At 70.4% G+C, this 23646-nt stretch carries 27 protein-coding genes; 15 read left to right on the top strand and 12 right to left on the bottom strand.

Annotated features, from left to right (window positions below):
• Positions 1 to 2 precede the first annotated feature (2 nt).
• The 4 genes from RYH79_RS03210 (at position 3) to RYH79_RS03225 (ending at position 4726) form a co-directional block, all read left to right on the top strand.
• Entirely contained in the window at positions 3 to 938 is a 936-nt protein-coding gene (locus RYH79_RS03210) for an NAD-dependent epimerase/dehydratase family protein (RefSeq protein ID WP_370896163.1), read from the top strand.
• Between the two features lie 93 nt (positions 939 to 1031).
• Positions 1032 to 2207, top strand: a complete 1176-nt coding sequence (locus RYH79_RS03215) for a DHH family phosphoesterase (RefSeq protein ID WP_370896165.1) — start codon at positions 1032 to 1034, stop codon at positions 2205 to 2207.
• An 85-nt stretch (positions 2208 to 2292) separates the two neighbouring features.
• Positions 2293 to 4467, top strand: coding sequence for a methionine--tRNA ligase (gene metG, locus RYH79_RS03220; protein ID WP_370896167.1), 2175 nt, complete (start codon positions 2293 to 2295; stop codon positions 4465 to 4467).
• An 88-nt stretch (positions 4468 to 4555) separates the two neighbouring features.
• Complete coding sequence (locus RYH79_RS03225) at positions 4556 to 4726, top strand: HVO_0758 family zinc finger protein (RefSeq protein WP_370896169.1); 171 nt, start codon at positions 4556 to 4558, stop codon at positions 4724 to 4726.
• Between the two features lie 4 nt (positions 4727 to 4730).
• On the opposite strand, the gene RYH79_RS03230 is transcribed toward RYH79_RS03225, so the two are convergent.
• Positions 4731 to 5825, bottom strand: coding sequence for an aldo/keto reductase (locus tag RYH79_RS03230; protein ID WP_370896172.1), 1095 nt, complete (start codon positions 5823 to 5825; stop codon positions 4731 to 4733).
• Positions 5826 to 5926: 101 nt separating this feature from the next.
• Positions 5927 to 7048, bottom strand: a complete 1122-nt coding sequence (locus RYH79_RS03235; RefSeq protein ID WP_370896174.1) for a glycosyltransferase — start codon at positions 7046 to 7048, stop codon at positions 5927 to 5929.
• A gap of 129 nt (positions 7049 to 7177) precedes the next feature.
• Here RYH79_RS03235 and RYH79_RS03240 point away from each other — a divergent pair, with 129 nt between their 5' ends.
• Positions 7178 to 7579, top strand: a complete 402-nt coding sequence (locus tag RYH79_RS03240; protein ID WP_370896176.1) for a helix-turn-helix domain-containing protein — start codon at positions 7178 to 7180, stop codon at positions 7577 to 7579.
• A 42-nt stretch (positions 7580 to 7621) separates the two neighbouring features.
• On the top strand, positions 7622 to 7837 hold the full coding sequence (locus tag RYH79_RS03245; protein WP_370896178.1) for a YgaP family membrane protein: 216 nt from the start codon (positions 7622 to 7624) through the stop codon (positions 7835 to 7837).
• Here the strand turns inward: RYH79_RS03245 and RYH79_RS03250 are convergent, their stop codons facing one another.
• Positions 7838 to 8269: a halocyanin domain-containing protein gene (locus RYH79_RS03250; RefSeq protein ID WP_370896180.1), complete on the bottom strand. Its 432-nt coding sequence runs from the start codon at positions 8267 to 8269 to the stop codon at positions 7838 to 7840.
• A gap of 99 nt (positions 8270 to 8368) precedes the next feature.
• Between RYH79_RS03250 and RYH79_RS03255 the strand changes: the two genes are divergently transcribed.
• The 4 genes from RYH79_RS03255 to RYH79_RS03270 are packed head-to-tail and all read left to right on the top strand — an operon-like array spanning position 8369 to position 12735.
• Positions 8369 to 9931 carry a long-chain-fatty-acid--CoA ligase gene (locus RYH79_RS03255; RefSeq protein WP_370896182.1) on the top strand — a complete coding sequence of 521 codons (1563 nt, stop codon included), beginning with the start codon at positions 8369 to 8371 and terminating at the stop codon, positions 9929 to 9931.
• A gap of 48 nt (positions 9932 to 9979) precedes the next feature.
• Positions 9980 to 10546, top strand: a complete 567-nt coding sequence (locus RYH79_RS03260) for a hypothetical protein (RefSeq protein WP_370896184.1) — start codon at positions 9980 to 9982, stop codon at positions 10544 to 10546.
• Positions 10547 to 10594: 48 nt separating this feature from the next.
• Positions 10595 to 11428 (top strand): enoyl-CoA hydratase/isomerase family protein, encoded by an 834-nt coding sequence (locus RYH79_RS03265; RefSeq protein ID WP_370896186.1) that lies wholly within the window; start codon positions 10595 to 10597, stop codon positions 11426 to 11428.
• A gap of 38 nt (positions 11429 to 11466) precedes the next feature.
• The gene (locus tag RYH79_RS03270; RefSeq protein ID WP_370896188.1) at positions 11467 to 12735 is read left to right on the top strand and encodes a DUF4365 domain-containing protein; all 1269 of its coding nucleotides are present in this window, start codon (positions 11467 to 11469) and stop codon (positions 12733 to 12735) included.
• On the opposite strand, the gene RYH79_RS03275 is transcribed toward RYH79_RS03270, so the two are convergent.
• Complete coding sequence (locus RYH79_RS03275; protein ID WP_370896190.1) at positions 12732 to 13046, bottom strand: ASCH domain-containing protein; 315 nt, start codon at positions 13044 to 13046, stop codon at positions 12732 to 12734. The genes RYH79_RS03270 and RYH79_RS03275 overlap by 4 nt on opposite strands.
• A 122-nt stretch (positions 13047 to 13168) precedes the next feature.
• Here RYH79_RS03275 and RYH79_RS03280 point away from each other — a divergent pair, with 122 nt between their 5' ends.
• Positions 13169 to 13507, top strand: a complete 339-nt coding sequence (locus RYH79_RS03280) for a 2Fe-2S iron-sulfur cluster-binding protein (RefSeq protein ID WP_370896192.1) — start codon at positions 13169 to 13171, stop codon at positions 13505 to 13507.
• Between the two features lie 54 nt (positions 13508 to 13561).
• Here the strand turns inward: RYH79_RS03280 and RYH79_RS03285 are convergent, their stop codons facing one another.
• Positions 13562 to 14776 carry an MBL fold metallo-hydrolase gene (locus tag RYH79_RS03285; protein WP_370896195.1) on the bottom strand — a complete coding sequence of 405 codons (1215 nt, stop codon included), beginning with the start codon at positions 14774 to 14776 and terminating at the stop codon, positions 13562 to 13564.
• A 59-nt stretch (positions 14777 to 14835) separates the two neighbouring features.
• Here RYH79_RS03285 and RYH79_RS03290 point away from each other — a divergent pair, with 59 nt between their 5' ends.
• A complete protein-coding gene (locus RYH79_RS03290; protein ID WP_370896197.1) occupies positions 14836 to 15477 on the top strand; it encodes a rubrerythrin family protein in 642 nt (213 codons plus the stop codon).
• A 76-nt stretch (positions 15478 to 15553) separates the two neighbouring features.
• On the opposite strand, the gene RYH79_RS03295 is transcribed toward RYH79_RS03290, so the two are convergent.
• A complete protein-coding gene (locus RYH79_RS03295; RefSeq protein WP_370896199.1) occupies positions 15554 to 16162 on the bottom strand; it encodes an undecaprenyl diphosphate synthase family protein in 609 nt (202 codons plus the stop codon).
• A 103-nt stretch (positions 16163 to 16265) separates the two neighbouring features.
• Between RYH79_RS03295 and RYH79_RS03300 the strand changes: the two genes are divergently transcribed.
• On the top strand, positions 16266 to 16799 hold the full coding sequence (locus RYH79_RS03300; protein WP_370896201.1) for an Rrf2 family transcriptional regulator: 534 nt from the start codon (positions 16266 to 16268) through the stop codon (positions 16797 to 16799).
• Positions 16800 to 16820: 21 nt separating this feature from the next.
• On the opposite strand, the gene RYH79_RS03305 is transcribed toward RYH79_RS03300, so the two are convergent.
• Positions 16821 to 17069 (bottom strand): DUF8142 family protein, encoded by a 249-nt coding sequence (locus RYH79_RS03305; RefSeq protein ID WP_370896203.1) that lies wholly within the window; start codon positions 17067 to 17069, stop codon positions 16821 to 16823.
• A 47-nt stretch (positions 17070 to 17116) separates the two neighbouring features.
• On the bottom strand, positions 17117 to 17407 hold the full coding sequence (locus RYH79_RS03310; protein WP_370896205.1) for a DUF7520 family protein: 291 nt from the start codon (positions 17405 to 17407) through the stop codon (positions 17117 to 17119).
• Between the two features lie 82 nt (positions 17408 to 17489).
• Between RYH79_RS03310 and cdd the strand changes: the two genes are divergently transcribed.
• The gene (gene cdd / locus RYH79_RS03315; RefSeq protein WP_370896207.1) at positions 17490 to 17897 is read left to right on the top strand and encodes a cytidine deaminase; all 408 of its coding nucleotides are present in this window, start codon (positions 17490 to 17492) and stop codon (positions 17895 to 17897) included.
• A 90-nt stretch (positions 17898 to 17987) separates the two neighbouring features.
• On the opposite strand, the gene RYH79_RS03320 is transcribed toward cdd, so the two are convergent.
• On the bottom strand, positions 17988 to 18833 hold the full coding sequence (locus RYH79_RS03320; protein WP_370896209.1) for a DUF8054 domain-containing protein: 846 nt from the start codon (positions 18831 to 18833) through the stop codon (positions 17988 to 17990).
• Positions 18834 to 18997: 164 nt separating this feature from the next.
• Here RYH79_RS03320 and RYH79_RS03325 point away from each other — a divergent pair, with 164 nt between their 5' ends.
• Positions 18998 to 19504 (top strand): halocyanin domain-containing protein, encoded by a 507-nt coding sequence (locus RYH79_RS03325; protein WP_370896211.1) that lies wholly within the window; start codon positions 18998 to 19000, stop codon positions 19502 to 19504.
• A gap of 2 nt (positions 19505 to 19506) precedes the next feature.
• Here the strand turns inward: RYH79_RS03325 and RYH79_RS03330 are convergent, their stop codons facing one another.
• From RYH79_RS03330 to RYH79_RS03340, 3 genes are read right to left on the bottom strand one after another with little or no spacing between them, the layout of a single operon-like run.
• Entirely contained in the window at positions 19507 to 20202 is a 696-nt protein-coding gene (locus RYH79_RS03330) for a DUF7546 family protein (protein ID WP_370896213.1), read from the bottom strand.
• The gene (locus RYH79_RS03335; protein ID WP_370896215.1) at positions 20199 to 22868 is read right to left on the bottom strand and encodes a heavy metal translocating P-type ATPase; all 2670 of its coding nucleotides are present in this window, start codon (positions 22866 to 22868) and stop codon (positions 20199 to 20201) included. The genes RYH79_RS03330 and RYH79_RS03335 overlap by 4 nt, the downstream gene beginning before the upstream one ends.
• Entirely contained in the window at positions 22865 to 23635 is a 771-nt protein-coding gene (locus RYH79_RS03340) for a sulfite exporter TauE/SafE family protein (RefSeq protein ID WP_370896217.1), read from the bottom strand. Before RYH79_RS03340 ends, RYH79_RS03335 begins: the two co-directional genes overlap by 4 nt.
• Between the last annotated feature and the right edge of the window lie 11 nt (positions 23636 to 23646).

Below are 23646 nucleotides of genomic sequence, written 5' to 3' on the forward strand. Positions count from 1 at the left end.
CCGTGCGGGTGACTGTCGTCGGCGCGGGCTACGTCGGGCTGGCGCTGTGTCGCCGGCTGGACGGCCTGGGCCACGAGGTGACTGGGGTGCGGCGGTCGCCGGCGCCGGTCCGTGAGGCCGGTGTCTCCGCCGTCGCCGCGGACGTGACGGACCCGGAGACGTTGGAGGCGCTGCCGGACGCGGACGCGGTCGTGTTCGCCGCCAGCAGCGGCGGCCGCGGCGCCGACGCCGCCCGGCGCGTGTTCGTCGACGGGCTACGGAACACGATCCGGACGTACGCCGACCGGTCGTCGCCGCCGGACAGGCTCGTCTACACCTCCAGCACCGGCGTGTACGGCGACCACGACGGCGACTGGGTGGACGAGGACACCTCGCTGGACCCACAGACGGAGAAGACGGAGGTGCTCGTGGAAGCCGAGCGGGTCGCCGTCGAGACGGCCGGCGAGGCGGGTATCGACGGCACGGTCGCCCGCTTCGCGGGGCTGTACGGTCCGGAGCGTTACCGCCTCTCCCGGTACCTGGAGGGGCCGGTGACGGAGGGGTACCTCAACTCCGTCCACCGCGACGACGCGGCCGGTGCGGTCGCGTTCCTCCTGACCGGCCGCTCGAACGAGGAGTCGGGCGGCGACCCGCGGGCGCGGCCGGCCGACCACGCCCGTGGCGAGGTCGTCGTGGTCGCGGACGACGAACCGGTCGACAAGTGGTCGTTCGCCGACTGGCTCGCCGACGAGTGTGGCGTCGAACGCCCGGACAAGCGGACGAAAGCAGAGCGACTGGCTGCGGGTGACCTGTCGGCGGCCGCGCGCCGACGGATCCAGACGAGCAAGCGCGTCGACAACGCGAAGCTCCGCGGACTGGGGTACGACCCCGAGTACCCGACCGTCCACGAGGGGTACCGAGCGGCCGTCGCCGACCACCGCGCGGCCGACGACGGGTGACGACGAACGTCGAAACTCGGGGAGAATCCGTCGCAGTCGGGCGGTTGAACGGTCGCGTACTTTCTTGTGTCTCGGTCTACTGCGTCTGTGTGTATGTTCCCGCCACAGATCGACCGACTGTCGCAGGCGACACGCGAGGCCCTGGGTGTCGGGCCAGACGTGCTGGCGGCGGCGGTCGTCGTCGGAGTGGTCCTCGTGGGGCTGGCGGTGGTCGTCGCCCGGCGACTGCGCCAGTCACCCGGCGAGCGACTCCGGGACGTGTTGCGGGAGTACGACGAGGTGTCGGTCCTGCTGCACCCGGACCCGGACGCGGACGCGATGGCCGCCGGCGTCGGCGTCGCGAAGCTGGCAGACTGGGTCGACACGGAGACGACGATCCAGTACTCCGGGCAGGTGCGGCGCCAGGAGAACCGCGCCTTCCGGACGGTGTTGGACGTCGAGCTGGAGTGTATCGACCACGTCACGGACATCTCTGCGGAGGCGGTCGTCCTCGTCGACCACAACGAACCCCGAGGGTTCGGCGGCGCCGACGGCGTCCTCCCGGCGGTCGTGGTGGACCACCACCCCGGGGACGGCTCCGCCGAGGAGTTCACCGACGTGCGGACGGACTACGGCGCCTCCGCCAGTCTCGTCGCGGAGTACTTCCGGGATCTGAACGCCACCCCGGTGCCGCCGGACCGTCACGACAGCGAGGTGGCGGACCCGGCGCTGCCGACCTGGATCGCCACGGGGCTGTTGTACGGGGTGTTGTCGGACACGGCCCGGCTCACTCGCGGGGCGTCGGACGCCGACTTCGCGGCCGCGGGCTACCTCTCTCCGGGCGTCGACGAGGACCTCCTGTCGCGTATCGCCGACCCGGACGTGTCGACGGAGACGCTGGAGGTGAAGGCCCGAGCCATCGCCGGCCGGGAGATCCAGGGGTCGTACGCCGTCAGCGACGTCGGGTCGGTGTCGAACGCGGACGCTATCCCGCAGGCCGCAGACGAGCTCGTCGGACTGGAGGGGGTGTCGGCGGTGGTCGTCGTCGGCGACAAGGACGGCACGCTCCACCTCTCCGGACGGTCGCGCGACGACCGGGTTCACATGGGTCGAGCGTTGGACGCGGCCGTCGGTGACCTCCCGAACGCCTCTGCCGGCGGCCACGCCCGAATGGGCGGCGGGCGCGTTCCGCCGGCGGTCCAGGCGGACGGCACCCGCGAGGTGACCGCGCCCCGGGGCGAGCAGCTGGAGTCGCGGTTGTTCGACGCGATGGACGGGGAGCTCCAGTGACCGGCGACGGGAGCGGTCGGTGAGTCCGGCGACGGGCGGCGACGAACGGGGCGTTTAATGAGTCCCCGACTCCAGAGACACGGACGTGAGCCACGAGGACTTTCCGACGGAGTCGCCGGCGGTGGTGACGTGTGGGCTGCCGTACGCCAACGGTGACCTCCACATCGGACACCTCCGGACGTACGTCGGCGGCGACGTGTACGCCCGGGCGTTGGAGTCGGTCGGCCAGGAGACGGCGTTCGTCTGTGGGTCGGACATGCACGGCACGGCCATCGCCGTCCTGGCCGAACAACGGGGGGTCGAGCCGGCGGAGCTGGCGACCGGCTACCACGAACAGTACCGGGAGACGTTCCCGGAGTTCGGCGTGGAGTTCGACAGCTACGGCCACACGGACGACGAGACGAACCACGCCACCACCCGGGAGTTCGTCCAGACCCTGATCGACGAGGACCACGTCTACGAACGATCCATCGAGGTGGCGTACGACGTGGCGGCCGATCAGTCGCTGCCGGACCGGTTCGTCGAGGGGACGTGCCCGTACTGCGGCGAGCGAGCCCGCGGCGACGAGTGTGACGACGGCTGCGGTCGACACCTGGAGCCGGGAGAGATCGAGTCGCCGGAGTCGACGATCACCGGCAACCCCGCGGAGTACCGCGAACAGGAACACCGCTTCTTCCGGGTGTCGGAGTTCCAGGAGTACCTCTCGTCGTTCCTCGACCGTCTGGAGGGGACGGCCAACGCTCAGAACCAACCCCGCGAGTGGATCGAAGGGGAACTGCGGGACTGGTGTATCTCCCGCGACATGGACTGGGGTGTCGACTACCCGGGAGACGACGAGGGGACGGACGATCTCGTCTTGTACGTCTGGGTGGACGCCCCCATCGAGTACGTCTCCGCGACGAAACAGTACACGGAGCAGGTCGGCGCCGAGACGTTCGACTGGGGCGAGGCGTGGGGGGTACCCGAGGCCGACGGCGGCTTCGAGCCGTTCGCGTCGCCGGAGACGGCCAACGACGGCGGGGAGATCGTCCACGTCATCGGCCGGGACATCATCCAACACCACACCGTGTTCTGGCCCGCGATGTTGCGGGGCGTGGGCTACGGTGAGCCCCGGGCGGTGATGGCCAGCGGCTTCATGACGCTCGACGGCGAGGGCTTCTCCACCTCGCGTGACCGCGCCGTCTGGGCCCAAGAGTACCTCGAGGAGGGGTTCCACCCGGACCTGTTGCGCTACTACCTCGCCACCAACGGAGCGTTCCAACGGGACGTGGACTTCTCCTGGGAGAAGTTCCGCGAACGGGTGAACACGGAGCTGGTCGGCACGGTCGGCAACTTCCTCTACCGGTCGTTGCTGTTCGCGTACCGCAACTTCGACGGCGTGCCGGACGCGACCGCCTCGGAGCCCGTCCGCGCGGAGATCGAAGACGCCGTAGACGCCGTCCGGGACGGGGTGAACGACTACTCCGTCCGGCAGGTGGGCGAGGCGGTGACGGATCTCGCACGCTTCGGCAACGAGTACATCCAGCGGGAGGAGCCGTGGAACCTCACGGACGACGACCCCGACCGGGCCGCACAGGTGATCTTCGACTGTGTCCAGCTGGCCCGTGCGGTGGCGGTGTTGTTCGAGCCGGTGGCACCCGGGAAGGCGGAGGAGCTGTGGACACAGCTCGACGAGGACGGGTCGGTCCACGACACGACCGTCGAGGACGCGACCCGGGCACCGTCCGGCGACCTCCGGGAGCCGACGGAGCTGTTCGAGAAGATCGAAGACGAGCGGGTCGAGGAACTCAACGAGAAGCTGGAAGAACGGGTGGCCGCCGCGACGGACGGTGACGAGACGGACGGAGACGACGCGGACGCGGCAGAGACGGACGAGACCGAAACTGACGAGACCGCCGCGGCCGACGGCTCGGACGTGACCGATCTCGACCCCGTCGCCGAGGACCGCATCGGCTTCGACCAGTTCCAGGAACTCGACTTGCGTGTCGGGGAGATTCTCGTCGCCGATCCCGTCGAGGACGCGGACGACCTCGTCCGTCTCGAAGTGGACGTCGGCGTCGAGGAACGCCAGATCGTCGCCGGGATCAAACGGCTCCACGACACGGACGACCTGCCGGGCACCCGAGTCGTGATCGTCGCCAACCTGGAGCCGACGGAGCTGTTCGGCCTGGAGTCGAACGGAATGCTGCTCGCGGCCGGCGAGGAGGCGGACCTGTTGACCACCCAAGGGGACGCCGTCCCGGGGACACAGGTGCGGTAGACTACCCGGTCTGCCGTCTGTGCGGTCCGTAGTCTGTGCCGTCACCTCTGTCCGGACGTTTATCCTCCGGGGGAGCGTAAGCGAGGGTATGGAGAGCGTGCGGAAGGGGCTGCGGAGAGGAGATCTGGCGAAGGACAACTACGAGCGGCTCCAGTGCGCGAACTGTGACGAGAACCTGAAGACGGAGAACGACCCGGACGAGGTGTTCACGCGACGGGTCTGTCCGGAGTGTGGCGGGGAGTGGAAGGAGATCGGGTAGCCTACTACTCGAACACTTCGTCGAACTGGCCCGCGCCCATCGGGTCGAACGTGCCCGCAGCGACGTTCTCGCGGAGGTGGTCGACCCGTCTGGCGCCGACGAGCGCCGCCGTCACCGCCGGCGCCGACCGAGCGAAGTTGAGCGCACGCTGTGCCGGCGTGTCACCCTCTAGCCTCGCGTCGACGGCCGGCGGGGTCGACCCCTCCGTCGTCAGCTCCCCCTGTGCGAGGCTGGCGCTCGTGAACACGGACAGCCCCTCGCGGTGGGCGAACTCCAGGGCACTCACCCGGTCGCCGTCGTGGTCGTGGGCGGCGACGGTGAACGCGTCGGCCATCCGGACGTTGAACGGGAGCTGAACGGCCGCGAAGCCGTGGTCGTCGGCGCCGACGGTGTCGGCGGCGGCCCGCGCCCGGGTGAGAATCTCCCCCAGGTCCAGGTGGGCCTCGGCCGACGGCGGGACGCGGAGGGCGTCCCAGGTGGCGACGCCGTACCGGCCCAGGTCGCCGGCGGCGCGGCGCCGCTCCAACAGCTCGAAAGCGGCCTCGATCTGGTCGTAGACGGCCGCACGGTCGCGGACGGCCAACTGCGTCTCCGGGTTGTGGAGGTAGTAACAGTCGACACGGTCGACACCCAGCCGGGACACCGAGCGGTCGAGTTGATCGGCGAGGAAGGCGGGGGTCAGGGCGTGGCTGCCACGCGCCAGGTCGCCGGGCGCCAGGGGGCCGTCGTCGACGAACTCCCGGCGGACGTACGCGGCGGGGTCGTCCGGCCGCTCCCCGTCGAACGGGACGAACCCGCCTTTGGTGGCGACGACGACCGCCTCGCGGGGGGTGTCGCTGTCGGCGAGCGCGTCGCCGACCACCCGTTCGCTGCGGCCGGCGCGGTAGTTGCTCGCGGTGTCGAGGAGGTTCACCCCCGTGCCGAGCGCGGTCTCGAGGCTCTCGCGGTAGCGGTCGTCGTCGTCGTCCGTCGGGTCACCGAGGTAGGTGCCGACGCCGACGCTGGAGACGACGCCCGGGCCGAACCGTCTGAAGTAGGTGCGACCGAACTCCTCGCCGAAGCGGTCGCGGAACCGCCAGGTGTCGTCTGCGGTGGCCATACGGCGGGTTCGCCCGGCCGGGTGTTGAACCGTTCGCTCGCCGGCTCGTCGACCCGGCGGCTCGCCCGCTCGCCGGCTCGTCGACGCGGCGGCTCACCGACTCACCGCACGTCGTCGTACACGTCCGCCAACACGTCGACGGCGTGGTCGGCACTGGCGACGGAGCGGTCGTCCAGACAGTTCCGTCGGAGCCGTTCGCGGTTCGCCAGCGCTCGGTCGACGGCGTCGGCGAACGCGGCGGTGTCGCCGGGCGGGAAGTGGAGGCCGTTGTGGCCGTCGTCGACGGTGTCGGCGAGGGCGCCGGCGTCGACGCCGACGACGGGGGTGCCGCAGGCGGTCGCCTCCAGCGCGACGAGCCCCTGCGTCTCGACGGGCGAGGGGAACAGGAACGCGTCCAGCGCGGAGTAGAACGTCGGCAGTTCCTCGCGGTCGAGGAAGCCGAGGAACCGGGTGTCGACGCCGTGGTCGTCGGCGGCGGCCGCGACGGCCTCTCGTGCGGGCCCCTCCCCGCCGAACACGAGCGTCGCGTCCGTCTCGGCGGCCGCGACCGCCGGCGGAATCGCATCGAGCTCCTTCTCGAACCCGTGGCGCCCCGTGTAGCCGACGAGCGGACCGTCGGGGAGGTCGTGGCGCTCGCGGAAGGCGGCCACGGCGTCGTCGCCGGCCGGGGAGAAGAACGCCGCGTCCACGCCGTTGGGGACGATCCGGACGGGGCTGTCCACGCCGATCTCGCGGAGGTGTTCGCGGGCGGGCTCGCTGGGGGCGACGACCACGTCCGCGCGGTTCATGAACCACCGTTCGTACCGACGGGCGGACCCCTCCACGACGGACGCGACCGGGCCGCGGGCGAGGTAGTCGGCGTACTCCGCAGTCGGGGTGTGGTAGGAGGCGACCAACGGAGCGTCGATCCGGCGCGCGAGGTACAGTGCCGACAACCCCAGCCCGAACGGGGTGTGGGCGTGGACCACCTCTGGCTCCGGCCGTCGGACGGAGTCGGGCACGCCCGGCAGCCCGAACCGGAACCCCTCGTAGAAGGGGAACCCGAAGCTGCGGGTAGGGTGTTCGCCCGCACCGCGGTCCGGGTCGTAGCTGGGCGCCTCCGGGAACACTACGTCCATCCGTCCGCCGCGGTCGAGCCACCGGTCGCGCCAGGTACTGACAGTGTAGGTGACGCCGTTCACCGTCGGGAGGTACGTGTCGGTGAAGGCGGCGACACTGTGCATCCGGGCGGGGGTATCCCGCCTCGCCTGTAAACCGTTGTGATACGCGACGACGACGCCGACACGACACTCCCGCGGAGTAGTTCACGAACCACACAACACTTTTTGCCGGGGGTGGCGTACCCTCGGGGGATGCCGGACGCTATGAGCGACTACCTCGGCCGGGAGATGACGTGTGAGGGGTTGTTGGACTGTTTTCACGGGCTGAAGGATCTCGACCGAGAGGTGTTCGAGGTGCTCGCGGCCGCCGAGACGGCGATGACCGTCGACGACGTCGCCGAGGCGGTCGACCGGGAGCGTTCGACCGCCTACCGCTCCGTACGCCGACTCGTCGAGGCGGGTGTGGTGGAGCGTGAACAGATCAACTACGACGACGGCGGGTACTACCACGTGTTCGCCCCCCGGCCGGCCGACGAGGTGGCCGACGAGATGCAACGGATGCTCAACGAGTGTTACGCCAAGATGGGCCAGCTCATCGGGGAGTTCCGCGAGGAGTACGACGAGGCCGACGCGCCCGTACCAGCGGAACACTGAGCCACCCCAACACTGACTACCCTCCAGGCAGTATTGTGCAGTGTGCAACAGAACGTCGGAGAGACGGACGGGCTCGCTCGCGTACTGGTCGGCGCCGTCGCCGGGGCCGTGTCGCTCGCAACACTCGTCGGCACGACCGGACTGCCGGCGCTCGTCGCCCCGGTCGCGGGGCTGGCCGCCGCGATCATGTTGTTCACCGGGCTGACGAGCAGCTGCCCGGCGTACAGTCTGTTGGGCGTGAACACGCTCCGCCGGTAGCTAGACCACCTCGACGACGCCGAGCATCCCCGCGCCGCGGTGGGGGGCGCAGTAGTACTCCACGACGCCAGTCTCTTCGAAGGTGTGTTCGTACGTCTTCCCCTCGACGACGTAGTAGCTGCTGGACAGCGTCCCGTCTTCGGCGGCGACGTTGTGTCGGCCGCCCTGGCCGGTCCACTCCCAGCGGACGGTCGTGCCGGTCGTCACCGTCACTGCCGCGGGGTCGAACGCCAGCCCCTGCCCGGCCCCGACGGCCACCGTGACCGTGTCCGTGTCCGTGCGGTCGGTGACGCCGTCGAACCCGTTCGCGTCCGCGAGGTAGCCGCCGTACGGTCCCTCGTTCGTCGACTCCAGACAGCCGGCCGCGGGGACGGCGACGGTCAGCGCCGCCAACAGTCGCCGCCGCGTCGGCCCCGTCTCCGTGTCTCTCATCGACCGTGTTACGGCCGCGACGGGCTTCACTCCCGTGGTGTCGTCTCGTGGCTTCCGGCGCGCGAAAGCTTTTGACAGACGCTGTCGTGTCACACACACATGGTGAATCTCGTCACCGAGGTGGCGGCGACGGCCGAAGCGCACCCGGACGCCCCGGCGGTCGCGTTCGACGGCCAGGAGTTCGACTACCGGGCGCTGTGGGGGCGGATCGGCGCGTTCGCGTCCGGGCTGGCGGACGCCGGCGTCGCCGCCGACGACCGGGTGGCGCTGTACCTGCCGAACCTCCCGCAGTTCGTCGTCGGCTTCCACGGCACCCTCCGAGCGGGCGCCGCGGTCGTTCCGACGAACCCCCAGTACAAGAGCCGGGAGATCGAGCACATCTTCGCCGACTCCGGCGCGAGTGTGGTGGTCACGCTCCCGGATCTGGTGCCGTTCGTGGAGGAGGTGCGCGAGGACACCCCGGTGGAGACGGTCGTCACCGTCGGCGACGAGACCGAGACCGGCGAGTCGTTCGAGTCGTTCCTCGGCGACCCGGGGTTCGAGACGGTCGCGCGCGACGACGACGACGTGGCGTGTCAGCCGTACACCTCCGGCACGACCGGCCAGCCGAAGGGTGTCCTCCTGAGCCACGAGAACCTCCGGTCGAACGCGGCGGTGTCGACGACGCTCGCACCCGACGACGGGATACGGTCGTCCGACCGGATGCTGGGCGTCCTCCCCCTGTTCCACATCTACGGCATGACTGTGACCATGAACGCCACGTTGTTCGCCGGCGGGACGTACGCCCCGTTGCCCGCCTGGGACGTCGAACAGGCGTTGTCGACGATTCAGGCGACCGGCGTGACGGTGTTCCACGGCGTGCCGGCGATGTACAACGACATCGTCACGACGGACGGGGGCGAGGCGGACCTCTCCGGGCTCCGGCTGTGTGGCGTCGGCGGCTCCGGCATCCCCGAGGAGGTGCTCCGGCGGTTCGAGGAACTGTACGACGCGGAGATCTACGAGGGGTACGGGCTGACGGAGACGAGCCCGGTGACACACTTCAACACCCCCGACGCGGGGCGTCGCGTCGGCTCCATCGGTAAGTCACTCCCGGGGATCGACGCACGCGTCGTCGACGAGTCGTTCGACGCCGTCGCCCCCGTGTCGGAGGGGCCCGTCGACGAGTCCGAGACGGATCTGGACGGCGTCACCGGGGAGATCGTCGTCAGCGGGCCGAACGTCTGTCTGGGCTACCACGACCGACCGGCGGCCAACGAGACATCGTTCACGGAGGCGGACGGCGAGCGGTGGTTCCACACGGGTGACGTGGGCTACCACGACGAGGACGGCTTCTTCTACGTCGTCGACCGCGAGAAACACGTCATCGTCACCGGCGGCTACAACGTCTACCCCCGCGAGGTGGAAGAGCTGTTGTTCGAACACGAGGCGGTCGCGGACGCGGCCGTCGTCGGCGTCCCGGACGAGCGCCGCGGGGAGACGGTTCGGGCGTTCGTCGTGCCGACGCCCGACGCCGAGGCGACGCCAGAGGAGCTGAAACAGTACTGCCTCGACAGCCTCGCGGAGTACAAACACCCCCGCGAGATCGAGTTCGTCGAGGAGCTCCCCCGCACCACGACCGGGAAGGTCCAGAAGTTCGAGCTGGTCGAGGAGTCGGAGTGAACGGACGACGGCAAGCCTGAAGTACAGTGCCGGGACCACTCCGGTCCCGTGGACGACTCGGACACGACGCCGGAGGACGACGAGCCGCACGGTGACGACACAGGGGGTGACGGAAACAGAGAGACCCGGCTCCGAGACGTTCGACGGGCGGCCGTCGTGGCAGTTTCGACGGTCGTCGGGCTGTGCGTCGACTGGGTCGAACGCCGGAGCCGTCTCTCGCAGTTGTTGCTCGGCGGTCTGATAGCCGTCTCGTCGGAAGCGACGGTCCCGGTCCTCCAACGGCTCGGTGCGCTCGCGCTGGCGAACCTCTCGTCGGTGACCGCGACCAGTTGGCTCTCGATGCTCGTCGGGACGCAGATCGGACAGACTGTGGTTCAGATGCAGAAACTTGATAAGATAGGTGAAGAAATGGAGGCTATGGAGGCGGACACGGGAACCACGGAGACGGACGGTGGCCGCCCCGCCCGCTCGTGGCGAACCGGCGGCGGGATCATCGGCGGTGCCATCGCTGGGGCCGGCTTCGGCTCGTCGTTCGGAACACGGGGACTCTTCGTCGGACTGGCCGTCGGTATCGTACTGGGCGACACCTTCGAGGAGTGGCTGTTGTCGTCGTGACCGACGACTCCGGCAGAGGCAAGTCCCCCCGCGACCACCCGCCTGACGATGGCGACCGACGAGATTCCCGACGAGACGGACCACACCGGCACCGACCGCGTCGAACTCACCCGCGACCCGGAGAGCCGGATCGCGCGCGTCACGCTGACTGACCCGGATCGACGCAACGCCCTGTCGACGGAGCTGGCGAGCGGCGTCGTCGCCGCCTTAGACCGCTTGGAGGGGACGGACACTCGGTGTGTCGTCGTCGCGGGTGAGGAGTCGGCGTTCTCCGCCGGCGGCGACGTGGAGGCGATGGTGGAACGCGCCGACGCCGACGAGCCGTTGGACGACGCCGTCAGACACGTGATCCAGGACACCGGGCGGTGTGTCCGGCGGCTGTACGAGTCGGAGTTCCCGACCGTGGCGAAGGTGACCGGGCCGGCGTTCGGCGCCGGGGCGAACCTGGCCATCGCCGCCGACGTGCTCCTGTTCCACGCCGACGCCCGGATCGGCTTCGGCTTCCGCAACGTCGGACTGGCGGTGGACTCCGGCACCTCCTTCCTCCTGCCGCGGCTCGTCGGCGACAACGTCGCCGCCGAACTGGTGTACACGGGTGAACTGCTGGACGCCGACCGCGCGCTGGAGCTCGGGATCGCCAACCACGTCTTCGACGCCGAGACGTTCGAGCGGGAGGCGGAGGCGCTGATCGAGGAGATCGCGTCCGGGCCCTCCGTCGCCTTACGTACCTCGAAGCGACTGCTCCGGGCCGACAGCCCGTCGCTCGGGCAGGCGATCCGCAACGAGGCGAGCGCGCAGGCGGCCGTGTTCGACACCCAAGACCACGCCGAGGGGGTCTCGGCGTTCGTGGAGAAACGAGAGCCGGAGTTCGAGGGGCGTTAGCCGAAACTGATAGTTGGTGTCCGTCCGGCTAGAACGGTGTGGGCAAGAAGATCTCCTCGAATCAGGCGCTGGAACAACGTTCCCGGACGGAACTGAAGTCGGCGTTCGAGGGCTGGGCCGTTAACGACTTAGAGAACGACTTCGGGCTCGACTTCGTCGTTCAACTGGCGAGCCCGGCCAGGCGAGAGGAGGAACAGCACACCGAACTGACACCGTTCAGCTGTTATGTCCAACTGAAGGCCGCCGAGTCGTTCGACGGCGGAGAGTCCGTCAGCCGTTCGATCAGCACCGATCTGTTCGACTCCTACTGGGGGAGTCCGGTCCCGATCGCCTTCGTGTTCTACGAAGACTCGACAGGGGACCTCTACTACCAGTTCCTGCAAGACATCGTCTGGACCGACCTCTGGGAGTCGACACCGACGTGGCGGACACAGGAGACGGTGACCGTTCGGATCGACAGGGACCGACAGCTGACGGACAGAGACGACTTCGGGGAGGCGGTCGAGGCGTGCCAGCGACGGATCGAGACACGTCGGTACAGGCAGCAGTTGGTCGAATCGGCGCTTAGCGAGCGTGTCGGTGGAAGAGGGGCCCTCGCCGGAACAGAGCATGTAATGGCCTACTTCGCTAACATCGTTGACAACGGTCCTCTTCCATACGAACTGAAACCGATACGACAATGTCTGAGCGAACTCGCCCCGCTTGACTTTCACACCACCGTCACGGGATGTGATCCGGCTGCACCGTTGTTCACCCTGTACGACTGCTGCCGGGTGGCGGCCCGCATTTGCACGGACGAAGTCCCAGAGATGGCCGAGTTCTTCTCGGGGTACGCAGACCGAACCCGCGCGTCCCTACGACACTGGCTCGTCGGGAACGTCTACCTGAACTGTGAGATAGACGAGACGTTCGTGATGCTCGACGTGTACGAACTCACCCAGGAACCGACCGAATTCGGTCTCTGGATGGCAACACAGCAGTACGAGGACGGAGTGTTCTGGGACGAGAACCCACGATCGATCTGCAACACACCGACCTACAAGCTCGTTGAACAGGTCCCGTACGAGGAGGCGACTGCTCCACACAACGCCTGTGAGGAGGGCGACCACGAGATGATCGTCACAAGCCCAGACGGTATCGATCCGTTTCTCTCCTGTGAGCGCTGCGGCCTCTCGATGGATGTTCTGTGTGAAACCCCGTGCCATGTGCCTGAACTGACGTGTAACCGATGCGGTGAGAACACCCTCGGAGAAGTAGTCGACGAGTCGGGGGTATACTGTAATGCCTGTGCGGCCAATCGGCGCTAAACCGCCTCGAAGGCGTGCCGGACGACCTCGCTGTCGTCGTCCCACTCGAAGTTGCCGCCGTGGACCATCTTCATCCGGCGCTTGTACGCCTCTAAGTCCTCGGAGCCTTCCGCCTGTGCGTCCTCGTCGGTGAGGTCGCCCAGGGTGCGGTGGGTGATATCCGTCACCTCGAAGGTGGTGCCGTCGATCTCGAAGGTGTCACCCTCCTCCGCGTAGGCGTGGCCGCGGTGGAGCTGTGTCACCTCGCCGTCGGCCGCCATCTGTTGGACGCGCTCGTTGGGCAGCATTTCGCCGGGGTCGATCTCTGCCATACGTTCGTCTGTGGGCTCCGGCACCGAAACGGTGTCGCCACGCGACGGGATCGGCGCCGTGGGGCGATCCCGACGCGAGCGGGATAACAAGGTTTTCGGGGGGACCACACCACCGAGAGAGTATGACCGACTACACCGTGGAGTTCGTCGGGACCGGCGAGGAGATCACGGTCTCGGACACGGAGACGATCCTCGCGGCGTGTCTCGACGCCGGGATCGCCCAGGAGTACTCCTGTCGCGTCGGTATGTGTCTGGCGTGTTCCGCGGAGATCGTCGAGGGCGAGGTGAACCAACGGGTCGCCGTCGCGCGGGCGCTCACGGAGGAGGAAGCAGAGGAGTACGCTCTGACGTGTATGGCGCGACCGGCGTCGGACCTGAAGCTGGACCGCGGGACGTACCCCCCGAGCATCGAGGGCGACGGCCGCGTCGAAGGCGAGGAGACGGCGGCCGCCGACGACTGATCCGGTTCGGGCCCGGAGTCGACGCCAGTCTCGGAGTCGACGCCAGTCTCGAACTCAATCCCCGGCGACGGCGCAGTTGTTCGGCCCGAGTTCCGCCTCGAACGCGTGGTCGTCGTCCATCGACCGCCGGCCGAGGTTGGTCGCCACAATCTCCGAGAAGTTGCTCGGCCGCGGCGGCAGCTCCGCGGAGACGGCGTCGACGAACGCCCCACGAGAGAGCGACAGGAGATCGAAGCCGAGATCGCCGACGCGGGCGGTGAAGGCACCGTCGCGGGTGTTCGCCACGTCGGCGGCGTGTCCCGGCGCGAGGACGGTGTGGTCGGGAACGGCCAGCAGTCGGTCGTGGAGGCTGTCGTAGGCGGCGGCCGCGAGGTCGCGGGCGGGCTCGCCGGCGCCCGCCTCCAGGTCCGGCCGGCCGACGCTCGTCGTGAACAGTGCGTCGCCGGAGAACAGGTGTTCGAGGCCGACGAGCGCGACGTGTTCGTGGGTGTGGCCGGGGGTGTGACGCACCCGGAGCGTCCGGTCGCCGACGGCGACTGTGTCGCCGTCCTCCAGCAGCCGTGTCTCCGGCGTCGCGTCGAGTCCCCGCTCCGTCGCGCCGGCGGGGACGGCCGGCGTCGCGCCGGTCGCGGCCGCTAGCGCCGGGACGCCCGAGACGTGGTCGGCGTGGACGTGAGTGTCGACGACCGTCCGGACCTCGACGCCGAGACCGGCCGCGTCTCCGCGGTAGCGGTCGACGAACGCCCGCAGTGGGTCGACGACGACTGCGTCCCCGTCGGCTTCGGTGTCTCCAGAGTCGCCGCCCTCGGCGCCGAGGTCACCGCCGACGGCGACGAGGTAGGAGAGACAGCCGGACGCCGGACGCTGGTACTGTCTGACCGTGACGCCCGTCGGCGCCGGGAGGTCGGTCGCCAGCAGCGTCTCGGCGTACGCCGCCGTGCCGCCGACGAGGTTGACCGCCCGTCGACCGTGTTCGCGGAGGGTCGCGGCGACGTCGTCGGAGGCGGCGCCGCGGGCACAGACGACGACGACGGGATCGGCGAGGTCGTCGGGCAGGGGGTCGAGCGGGTCGCCGGTCACGCCGGCGGCGACGAACTCGACGTGTGGCACCTGCCGGGCCGTGACGCCGGCGGCGTCGACGCCCCACGCCTCGAACTCGTCGCGGTCGCGGAGGTCGAGGACGGAGACGCTCGCGCCGTCGCGCAGCGCTCGTGCCAGCGTCTCGGCCGTCACGCTGTCGCCGGCCAACGAGTCGGGGGTGTCGTCCATGCCCTCACTCGGCGGGGGGACGGGGAAACGTTAACGCCCGGACACGCCGAGGGTGAAACATGGACGCAGAGACGTTCCAGACGGATCTAGAGTCGGCGAAACGGACGGAGTTGGACCGACTCGCCTCGAACAAACTGCTGATCGCGCTGACGGACGCCACACTGGAACGGACGGCGGTGTTGTCGGCGGCCGCCGACAGCGAACACGCCGCCCACGAGACCTTCCGGACGTGGGCCGACGCCGAGACGGACCCGGAGGCGGCCGAGGCGTTCGCCTGGACCCGCGACCGGGAACTGGAGCACCGCGACCGCGTGGTGTCGTCGCTCGCGGCCGACGACACGGACCACGACCCGGCCGACGGCGGCCCGTTGCACACGTACCTCCGCGAGCGGACGGACACGGTCGAACGGGTCGCCGCGGGGCTGGTCGCCCGGCCGCTCGTCTCCGAGAGGACCCACACGCAGGTGATCTCCTTCTTCGTCAACGACGCCGACGAGACCCGCGCGAATCTGTTCCGAGAGCTGAAGTCGGAGACCAGAGAGGAGTTAGAACGCGGACTGACGCTGTTAGAGTCGTCGTGCGACGGCGACGACGACTGGGAGCGCGCCCGGATGGTGGCGGAGTACACGATCCAGGTGGCGTACGACGACTACGCCGACGGGCTGGCGGGTGTCGGAGTGGACCCGAAGCCGATCTGTTAGCACCTCCAACGGCCGAACTCTCCGGTGTACGGACAGTCGCGGCGCGGTTCTGACGGCCGAACCGAGGCACAGTTCGTCAACGGCCGAACCGGCGCTGGCGTCGTTCGTACGCCAACACCGCCCGGAGGTAGTCGCGCCGCCGGAAGTCGCGCCAGTTCACGTCCGTGAAGTACAGCTCCGAGTAGACGGACTGCCAGATCATGAAGTCCGACAGTCGTTCGGCGCCGGTCTTGACGACCAGGTCCGGCTCCTCCGGGAACACGAGCCGCCGCTCTACGTCCTCGGCGTCGATCTCGTCGGGCTCTAACTCCCCCGCCTCCACGCCCTCGGCGATCTCTCTGACGGCGGCGGCGAACTCCCGTTTGCCGCCGAGACCGATGTTGACCTGGATGGGGGCGTCCGCTCGCTCCGTGTCGTCCGGTCGGCGGACGGTGAGCGGCCGCGGGGCCTCCACCCCCTCCAGTTCGCGTGCGAGCGTCTCGACGACCGCCTCGTCCAAGACGGACACGGAGACGGTCACGCGGCTGGCGCCGTAGTCGAACGCCCACGAGAGCACGTCCGAGAGGGTGTCGTAGGCTCCCTGTTCCAACAGGTCCCGCTCCGTGAGGACGACCGCGACGTGGTCCGGCGGGTCGGCGTCCTCCAGCCGGTGACGGACGGCGAGGTAGATGTCGTACAGCCCCACGCGCTCCGCTGTGTCGCCGGGAGACAAAAGCCGACCGGCTCGTCGGCCGCGTGGCCCCCCGACTCCGTGGATTTATAGCTACAGGCGAGCAACTCTGGTGCAAATGTCGTCTATCGAACTCACGTCGAGCCAGCGTGACATCCTGTCTGCGCTGGTCGACCTCCACCGGGAGCGGGAGGACTCGGTCAAAGGAGAGACCATCGCCGGGGAGGTGGGGCGCAACGCCGGCACCATCCGCAACCAGATGCAGAGCCTGAAGGCGCTCCAACTCGTCGAGGGAGTACCCGGGCCGAAGGGTGGATACCGACCGACGACGAAGGCGTTCGAGGCGTTGGACGTCCAACAGATGGACGACCCGGCGTCGACGCCGTTGGCGCTGGAAGGGGAACACCAGGAGAGCCTGAACGTCCAGGAGATCGACCTCACCTCCGTCCACCACCCGGAGCTGTGTCGCGCGGAGGTGACGGCACAGGGATCGATCCGTCACATCAGCGACGGCGACAGCGTCACCGTCGGCCCGACGCCGTTGTCGAAGCTCGTCATCGAGGGGACCGTCGACGGGAAAGAGGAGGCCGCCAACACGCTCGTGTTGAAGATCGACGGGATGCGAGCACCCGCGGGAGAGTCGTCACACTAGCCCGTCGCTCGTGGCCCGGGGTCAGGTTCGGTCGTCGAGGAAGTCCGTCGAGAAGGCGAGGTACGCCAACGCGGAACAGAAGAGGATCGGCGGGAGGATCATGAACCCCCACAGTGGGTTGATCCCCCACCACAGCAGGAGGAGCACGTCCGCGAGCCCGAGCGCGAGAAACGGGGCGACGTACAACACCGCCCGGCGACGCCGAGTCCTGTCGGTTCCCAGATCCGGATCGAGATTCGGGCCGTCGTCGACTGCGGCCTCGTCGCTCATACGCGCGGTTCGTCCCCCTGGGACAAAAGCGGCCCGACGCGTCGCCGTCACTCGGCTGCGTCGTCGAACCGCGACAGCACCCGAACGACGGTGAACAGCCCGGTCACGACGACGCCGGCGAGGGCGACGCCGTAGGCCGCGAGCGAGAGGCCGCTGACGGGCAACACGAGCACGCTGAGCAGTCTGACAGTCTCTGCGGGGCTGTTCGAGCCGAGGGTGTAGCCGGCGATTCCGGCGAACACCACGACTGTCGCGGCCGCTCCCAGGAGGTAGCGTCGGCCGTTGCCGCCCGGTTGGATCTCGTCGGGCCGGAGCGGCCGGTCCGTCTCGTCGGTCACAGCCACACTCTGAGCCGCGGCGGCTTGTCGCTGTCGAACCCCGTCTCGGTGTGTTTTTGCCCCGACCCGGGTAACCCCCGGTATGGACGAGGAGGTAGCCGACCTGTTCGAGGCCGCCGAGACGGCGATGGAGTCTGCACACGTCCCCTACTCGGAGTACCCGGTCGGGGCCGCACTGGAGACGGCCGACGGCGAGGTGTTCGTCGGCTGTAACGTGGAGAACGCGAACTACTCCAACTCGCTGCACGCCGAGGAGGTGGCCGTCGGCGAGGCTGTCAAGCGAGGACACACGGCGTTCTCGCGGCTGGCGGTCGTGTCGGCGGCCCGCGACGGCGTCACGCCGTGCGGGATGTGTCGCCAGACGCTGGCAGAGTTCTGTGCCGAGTCGCTGCCGGTGTTCTGTCTGGACGGTGAGACGGTCGTCGAGTACAGCCTCGGAGAACTCCTGCCGGCGGCGATCAGCGAGGAGACGCTGTCGGACAGTCGGTAGCTGCGCCGACGCTGTCGATTGCGCCAGCTCTGCCGATTGCGTCAGCACTGTCGATTGGGCCAGCTCTGCCGACTGCGTCGGCGTTGCCGGCTACGCCGTGTCGTCGTCGGGGAACCGGTGGATCACCGCCCCACAGTCGGCACACGCCAACACGTCGTCCGCCAGCGAGCCGTAGACGCCCCCGGCGCCGCCACAACACTCCGCCTGGGTAGTCTCCTCCACGTCGCCGCCACAGACGGGACACTCCGGGAGGAACAGCCGGAGCGGCCGTGTCGCCGGCTGCCAGTAGCGTGGCGGGACGCCCGCCGACGACAGCGCCTCCACGCTGGCGGTGTCCGTGATCGCCGCCGGCCGCGACAGCGCTGTCCCCGTCGGCCCGCCCACCTGGACGCCGTCGGCGACGACCGTCGCCTCGTCGGTGAAGCCGGCGGCGTCGGCGACCCGCGCCGCGAGCGTCTCGTCGCCGGCCGCCCGTAGCTCTCGGACCGCGTCGAGCCACTCCCGCTCGAACGACTCCCCGAGGTGGAGCCGTTCCTCGCCGGTCAACACGCCGGCCGACAGCAACGCCCGTGTCACCTCGTCGCCACTCGGCGCCTCGTCGTCGGCCGCCTCGCGGTCCGCGTCCGCGAGGGTGGTCTTGGGGTCGGCGCCGTCGCCGCTCCCGCCCCCTCCACCGCTCCCGCCGCCGCCGTGGTCGAACCGGATCGGCAGCCACGCGGCGACGGCCGGGGCGAACTGCGGCGTGTACGGGACGACGTACCCTCGGAGCGCGACCAGCGCCAGCCCGACCCCGACCGCGAGGCCGGCGACGACCGGCGAGACGACGGCCAGACCGGCCCCAGCGAGCGCCACGAGCGCGACGTTGACGACAGTGCAGGGAGTACACCGGTTCTCGCCGGTGTACTCCGGTCGGCGGATGGCGGAGACGACGGACATCGACAGTCGGTTGGTGACGGAGCCGCCTGAGAGTTTCGCAGGCGGCGAAGTCGCCTCGGCGACGGTGTCACTCGACGGCCGGGCCGGTCCCCTGCCCGATCTCTTCCCGTGCGTCGGGAACGCGCGAGAGCGACTTGCCCGCCGGTCGCCTACCGACCGAGTCGATGCACGGAGAGCACGCGCGACGGGAGGCGCTCCGGGTCGGAGGCACGGCCGTGGCGGTCGCACTCGCCGGGTGCTCCGGCGGCGGCGACGGAACGGAGACAGCCGGCGGTAGCGGCAGTGGCGGTAGTGCCGGGGCCGCGAGCGGCGACGACGGCGGCGAGCAGTTCGACGGCTACCTCTCGGACGTCGAGAACTTCGACGGGGTCGTCGACCGCACCGGATCGGACCGGACGACGGTGAAAGTCGGCGTGGAGAACGGCAGCGGCGCGTTCGGGTTCGGGCCGGCGGCGATCCGGGTGTCGGCCGGGACGGAGGTCGTGTGGGAGTGGACCGGCCGCGGCGCCTCGCACAACGTCGTCGCCGAGGACGCCGCCTTCGAGAGTCGACTCACCGCGACGGAGGGACACACGTACTCGCGGTCGTTCGACGACCCGGGGACAGTGAACTACTACTGCCAGCCGCATCGGTCCATCGGAATGAAGGGCGTCGTCGTCGTCGTCGAGTGAGGCTACGACGGCGACGTCCGGGCCAGGAGTCCGTCCAGCCAGCGGGCGAGTCGGCGACGCCAGACGAGCGCGGCGACCGCCAGGAGGTACGAGGCGGTCGCCAGGAGGTACGTGGACAGTCCGAGTCCGCCGACAGCGAGCCCGGCGGACCCGAGTCCGGCGCCCAACGACGCCACCACGGGCAGCGAGCAGCCGGCACACGACGCGACGGCGACGGCGCCGCCGGCGGCCGAGCAGACACCGGTCCCGTTGCTCTCGTGGCCCGCGAGCGTCTCCGCGGCCGCGACGGCGACGAGGTAGCCGACCGCGAGGTAGCCGGCGACGCGGTACGGCAGCAGCCGTGCGGCGACGAACGGGCCGTCCCAGCCCACGGCCGGCCCCCAGCCCGGAGGGAGCGTGAAGAGGTGGAGTTCGGCGGCGTCGCCGGTGGACACGGAGACGAGCCCGGTGAGCCACGCCAGCCCGAGGGTGTAGCCGGCCCCGACGACGGCCGCGACGACGCCGACACGGCGGGAGACCGACGGCGTGTCGACGACCCGGACCGCGGTCGCGGCGGCCGTCAGCCAGACGAACGGCACCGCGAGCGTCGTCGGCGCCGCCAGCCCGGCGTCCGTCGCCAGGAGGTACACCAGCGCCGACCCCGCCTGGAGCCCACAGACGCTCACGAGGAACCGACTGCGTCGGCCACGACCGATCACGGTGACACCTCGGTCTCTGTGTCGGGCGTGTCCCTCGTACCGTTCGTGTCTCTCGTCTCGTCTGTGTCCCCCGTACCGTCCGTGTCTCTCGTCTCGTCCGTGTCCCCGAGCGACCGAGTGGAGTTGGCGACGACGAGCAGGCTGGAGGCGGCCATCGCCACGGCCGCGAGCAACGGCGTGACGACGCCCAGCACGGCCGCGGGGACGGCGACGGCGTTGTAGCCGAACGCCCACGCCAGGTTCTCTCGAACCCGACGCCGGGTGTCCGAGAGGATCGACAGCGCGTCCTCGACCGCCCGGAGATCCGGGCGGACGACGACGGCGTCGGCGGCGTCTGCGGCCAACTCCGTTCCGGTGGCGACGGCGACTCCGAGGTCGGCGGCCGCCAGCGCCGGCGCGTCGTTGCTGCCGTCGCCGACCATCGCCACCGTCCCGTCCTCGCTCAGCCGGCGGACGGTCTCCGTCTTCGCCTCCGGCGGGAGCCCGGCGTACACCTCGTCGACGGCGTCCGCGTCGGCGACTCGGTCCGCGGCCGCGCCGTCGTCCCCGGTCAACACGACGATCCGACGGCCGTCGTCGCCGCCGGCCGCGATCTCCGACAGCGCCGTCTCCCACCCCTCGCGGTGGTCGTCGCGGGCGACGACCACCCCGTGGACCCGTGGTGTCGCCGTCGCCGGCTCGTCGGGGGCCGTCCAGCCCACGTACGCCGCGAGGTCGCCGTCGTCGTCCGCCCCGTGGTAGGCCCGGCGGAGGCGTTCGGGGACGGTCGCGTCCGCGAACAACGACGCCCCGCCGACCCGCACCCGACGACCGTCGACCCGGCCGCCGACGCCGCGCCCGGGGTGGACCTGGAACGAGTCGACCGTCGCGCCCGGGCCACCGACGGGAACGGACCCGAACCGCCCGTCGCGTGCCGCGTCCACGACCGCGTCCGCGACCGGGTGGTCGGAGTGTGCCTCGACGGCCGCGGCGTACCCGAGGACCGTGCCGGCGTCCGGCCGCTCGGCGGTGTCGTCGCCCGTGGCCGCGACCCCGCCGTCCGCCGTCGGCTCGCGGGCCGTCACGAGGTCGGTCACGCGCATCTCCCCGGCCGTGAGCGTGCCGGTCTTGTCGAACGCCACGGTGTCGACGTCGGCGGCCGCCTCGACGGCGCTGCCGTCCGCGAGGACGACCCCCGAGGCGAGCAGGTCCCGCGTGCCGGCCGCGGTCGCCAACGGCGTCGCCAGCCCCAGCGCACACGGACAGGAGACGACCAACACCGCGAGCCCGGTCAGCAACGCGGCCGTCGGCGTCGCGCCGAGCGCGAGGTGGACGGCGAACGCCAGCACGCCCAGACACAGCACCACCGGGACGAACACGGTCGCCAGCGCGTCCGCGAGCCGCTGTGGCGTGCCGCCGTCCCCCCGGGCGTCCCACAGCAGCGACACCACCCGGTCCAGCGTCCGCTCGCCGGCCTCGTCGGCGACGACGACGAGCCGGCCGTCCGTGACGAGCGTGCCCCCCCGGACCGGGTCGCCGGGACCCCGTCGGACGGGCAGCGACTCCCCGGTGACGAGCGACTCGTCGACGCCGGCCTCCCCGTCGAGAATCTCGCCGTCCGTCGGCAGCCGTTCGCCCGGCTTCACCACCAGCTCGTCGCCGCCGGACACCTCGGCGACCGGGACGGTCTCGGTCCCGTCGGCCGTCCGGCGACGCGCCTCCGTCACCCGTTCGCGGGTGAGGTCCGTCAGCTCCGACACCGCCCGCGACTTGACGCGGCGCTCGTAGTAGCTCCCGACCGTCACCGCGACGACGACCACGACGCTCACGTCGTAGTACACCTCCACGCGCCCGGCCAACAGAGCGACCGTGCTGTAGAGGTACGCCGTCACAGCCGCGAGCGACACGAGTAAGTCCATGTTCGGCTCTCCCGTCCGGACGGCGACGTACGCGCCGCGCAACAACGGCGCGCCGGTGTAGCCCAAGACGACACTCGTGAGCGCCCAGACGTTCGCCAACAGGAACCCGCCGGCTCCGCCCCGGAGGTCGAACAACAACGCGTCCGACGGCAGTCCGAAGTAGGTGGGGTACAGGAACAGGACGTACCACCCCATCACCATCATCCCGAAGAAGCCGCCCACGAGGATACGCCCCAGGGTCTCCGAGGCGGCGTCGTCAGTCGCTCCCGCGCCGTCCAACGGCTCGGCCGCGTAGCCGACGCCGGACACCCGGTCTGCGACCGTCTCCGGGTCCACGTCCGCGTCGTCGTCGACCGTCAGCCGCATCGCGTCGGCCGGGTAGCTGGCGTCGGCGGCGGCGACCCCGTCGACGGCCGCCGCCCGCGACTCCAGGAACGACTCACACGACGCACAGTGCATCCCCGTCACTCGGAGGTACGCCTCCTCGCCGTCTACGGACGCCGACGACGACTGCTCGCGCACCCGGTCGCGGGCGGCCGCGGCGTCCGTCCCGGCCGGGTCGTCCAGGGTGCGTGACACCTCCAGACAGCCGCGACAACAGAACGACCCCGGAGCGTCCGCGTCCGTGACGGGCGGGTCCGGGGTCGCCAGCCCACACAGCGTGCAGGTCGCGTCGTCGACGGTGGTGGTGTCGCCAGGGGGGCTCTCGTCCCCCTCGCCGCGCGCGCCGGCGTCGCTCCCGTCACGGCCGTCGCTTCCGTCCGTCACGGCGTCGGCACACCCCCGTAGTGTGGCAGGTGGAGCGTCGGCACCGGGGCGCCGAGCAGTGCGAGTCCGTGGAGCAACGGCGCCAGCCCGAGGAGGAGAAACGCGGCCCCGAGCGCGCGGTGGAGCCGCGACCGGTACCTGGCCGGCACCGCGCCGATCACGGTCGCGTACCCCACCATCGCCGGCGCGGTGCCGACGCCGAGCGCGGTCAGCGCCACCGCCCCGGCGACGGGCGACCCGCGGGCGAAGGCGTACAGGTACGCGGGGTACAGCAACGGACACGGCAGTATCGAGTGGACGGTTCCCAGCAACGCCACACGCGGGCCGTCGGCCCAGGCGTCCGCTCGCCGGCCGACCGCCCGGCCGACCCGCGCGAACGCGCCGCCGACGCCCGGCAGCGGCAGCCTGCCGGGATCCAACGGTCGGCCGCGGAGGTAGCCGACGCCGATTGCCAGCACCGCCACCCCCGCGAGCACGCCCACCGTGCCTCGGAGACTGTCGACGGCGACGAACAGCCCGCCGCCGCGGACGACGGCGTCGCCGAGCGCGCCGAACGCCGCGCCCCACGCCGCGTACGCGGCGATCCGACCCAGGGTGAACAGTCCCTGTTGGCGCACGTCCCGGAGCGTCACTCGGCCGTCTGGGCCGCCGCCGGCAGCCGCGTACCGCGTCACCAACGGGCCACACATCCCGAGACAGTGGGCACCACCCAGGAGACCGACGAGCGCGAACGCACCCACCTCCACTCCGACGCCCAGGAGACTCACGCTCGTCACCC

It is taken from the genome of Halobaculum sp. MBLA0143 (assembly GCF_041361465.1).
GTDB lineage: Archaea > Halobacteriota > Halobacteria > Halobacteriales > Haloferacaceae > JAHENP01.

Coding starts and splice junctions, on each gene's coding strand:
- RYH79_RS03215 (WP_370896165.1), top strand. CDS start 1,032: ATGTTCCCGCCACAGATCGACCGACTGTCGCAGGCGACACGCGAGGCC.
- RYH79_RS03225 (WP_370896169.1), top strand. CDS start 4,556: ATGGAGAGCGTGCGGAAGGGGCTGCGGAGAGGAGATCTGGCGAAGGAC.
- RYH79_RS03230 (WP_370896172.1), bottom strand. CDS start 5,825: ATGGCCACCGCAGACGACACCTGGCGGTTCCGCGACCGCTTCGGCGAG.
- RYH79_RS03235 (WP_370896174.1), bottom strand. CDS start 7,048: ATGCACAGTGTCGCCGCCTTCACCGACACGTACCTCCCGACGGTGAAC.
- RYH79_RS03240 (WP_370896176.1), top strand. CDS start 7,178: ATGCCGGACGCTATGAGCGACTACCTCGGCCGGGAGATGACGTGTGAG.
- RYH79_RS03250 (WP_370896180.1), bottom strand. CDS start 8,269: ATGAGAGACACGGAGACGGGGCCGACGCGGCGGCGACTGTTGGCGGCG.
- RYH79_RS03255 (WP_370896182.1), top strand. CDS start 8,369: ATGGTGAATCTCGTCACCGAGGTGGCGGCGACGGCCGAAGCGCACCCG.
- RYH79_RS03265 (WP_370896186.1), top strand. CDS start 10,595: ATGGCGACCGACGAGATTCCCGACGAGACGGACCACACCGGCACCGAC.
- RYH79_RS03275 (WP_370896190.1), bottom strand. CDS start 13,046: ATGGCAGAGATCGACCCCGGCGAAATGCTGCCCAACGAGCGCGTCCAA.
- RYH79_RS03280 (WP_370896192.1), top strand. CDS start 13,169: ATGACCGACTACACCGTGGAGTTCGTCGGGACCGGCGAGGAGATCACG.
- RYH79_RS03285 (WP_370896195.1), bottom strand. CDS start 14,776: ATGGACGACACCCCCGACTCGTTGGCCGGCGACAGCGTGACGGCCGAG.
- RYH79_RS03290 (WP_370896197.1), top strand. CDS start 14,836: ATGGACGCAGAGACGTTCCAGACGGATCTAGAGTCGGCGAAACGGACG.
- RYH79_RS03300 (WP_370896201.1), top strand. CDS start 16,266: ATGTCGTCTATCGAACTCACGTCGAGCCAGCGTGACATCCTGTCTGCG.
- RYH79_RS03305 (WP_370896203.1), bottom strand. CDS start 17,069: ATGAGCGACGAGGCCGCAGTCGACGACGGCCCGAATCTCGATCCGGAT.
- cdd (WP_370896207.1), top strand. CDS start 17,490: ATGGACGAGGAGGTAGCCGACCTGTTCGAGGCCGCCGAGACGGCGATG.
- RYH79_RS03320 (WP_370896209.1), bottom strand. CDS start 18,833: ATGTCCGTCGTCTCCGCCATCCGCCGACCGGAGTACACCGGCGAGAAC.
- RYH79_RS03325 (WP_370896211.1), top strand. CDS start 18,998: ATGCACGGAGAGCACGCGCGACGGGAGGCGCTCCGGGTCGGAGGCACG.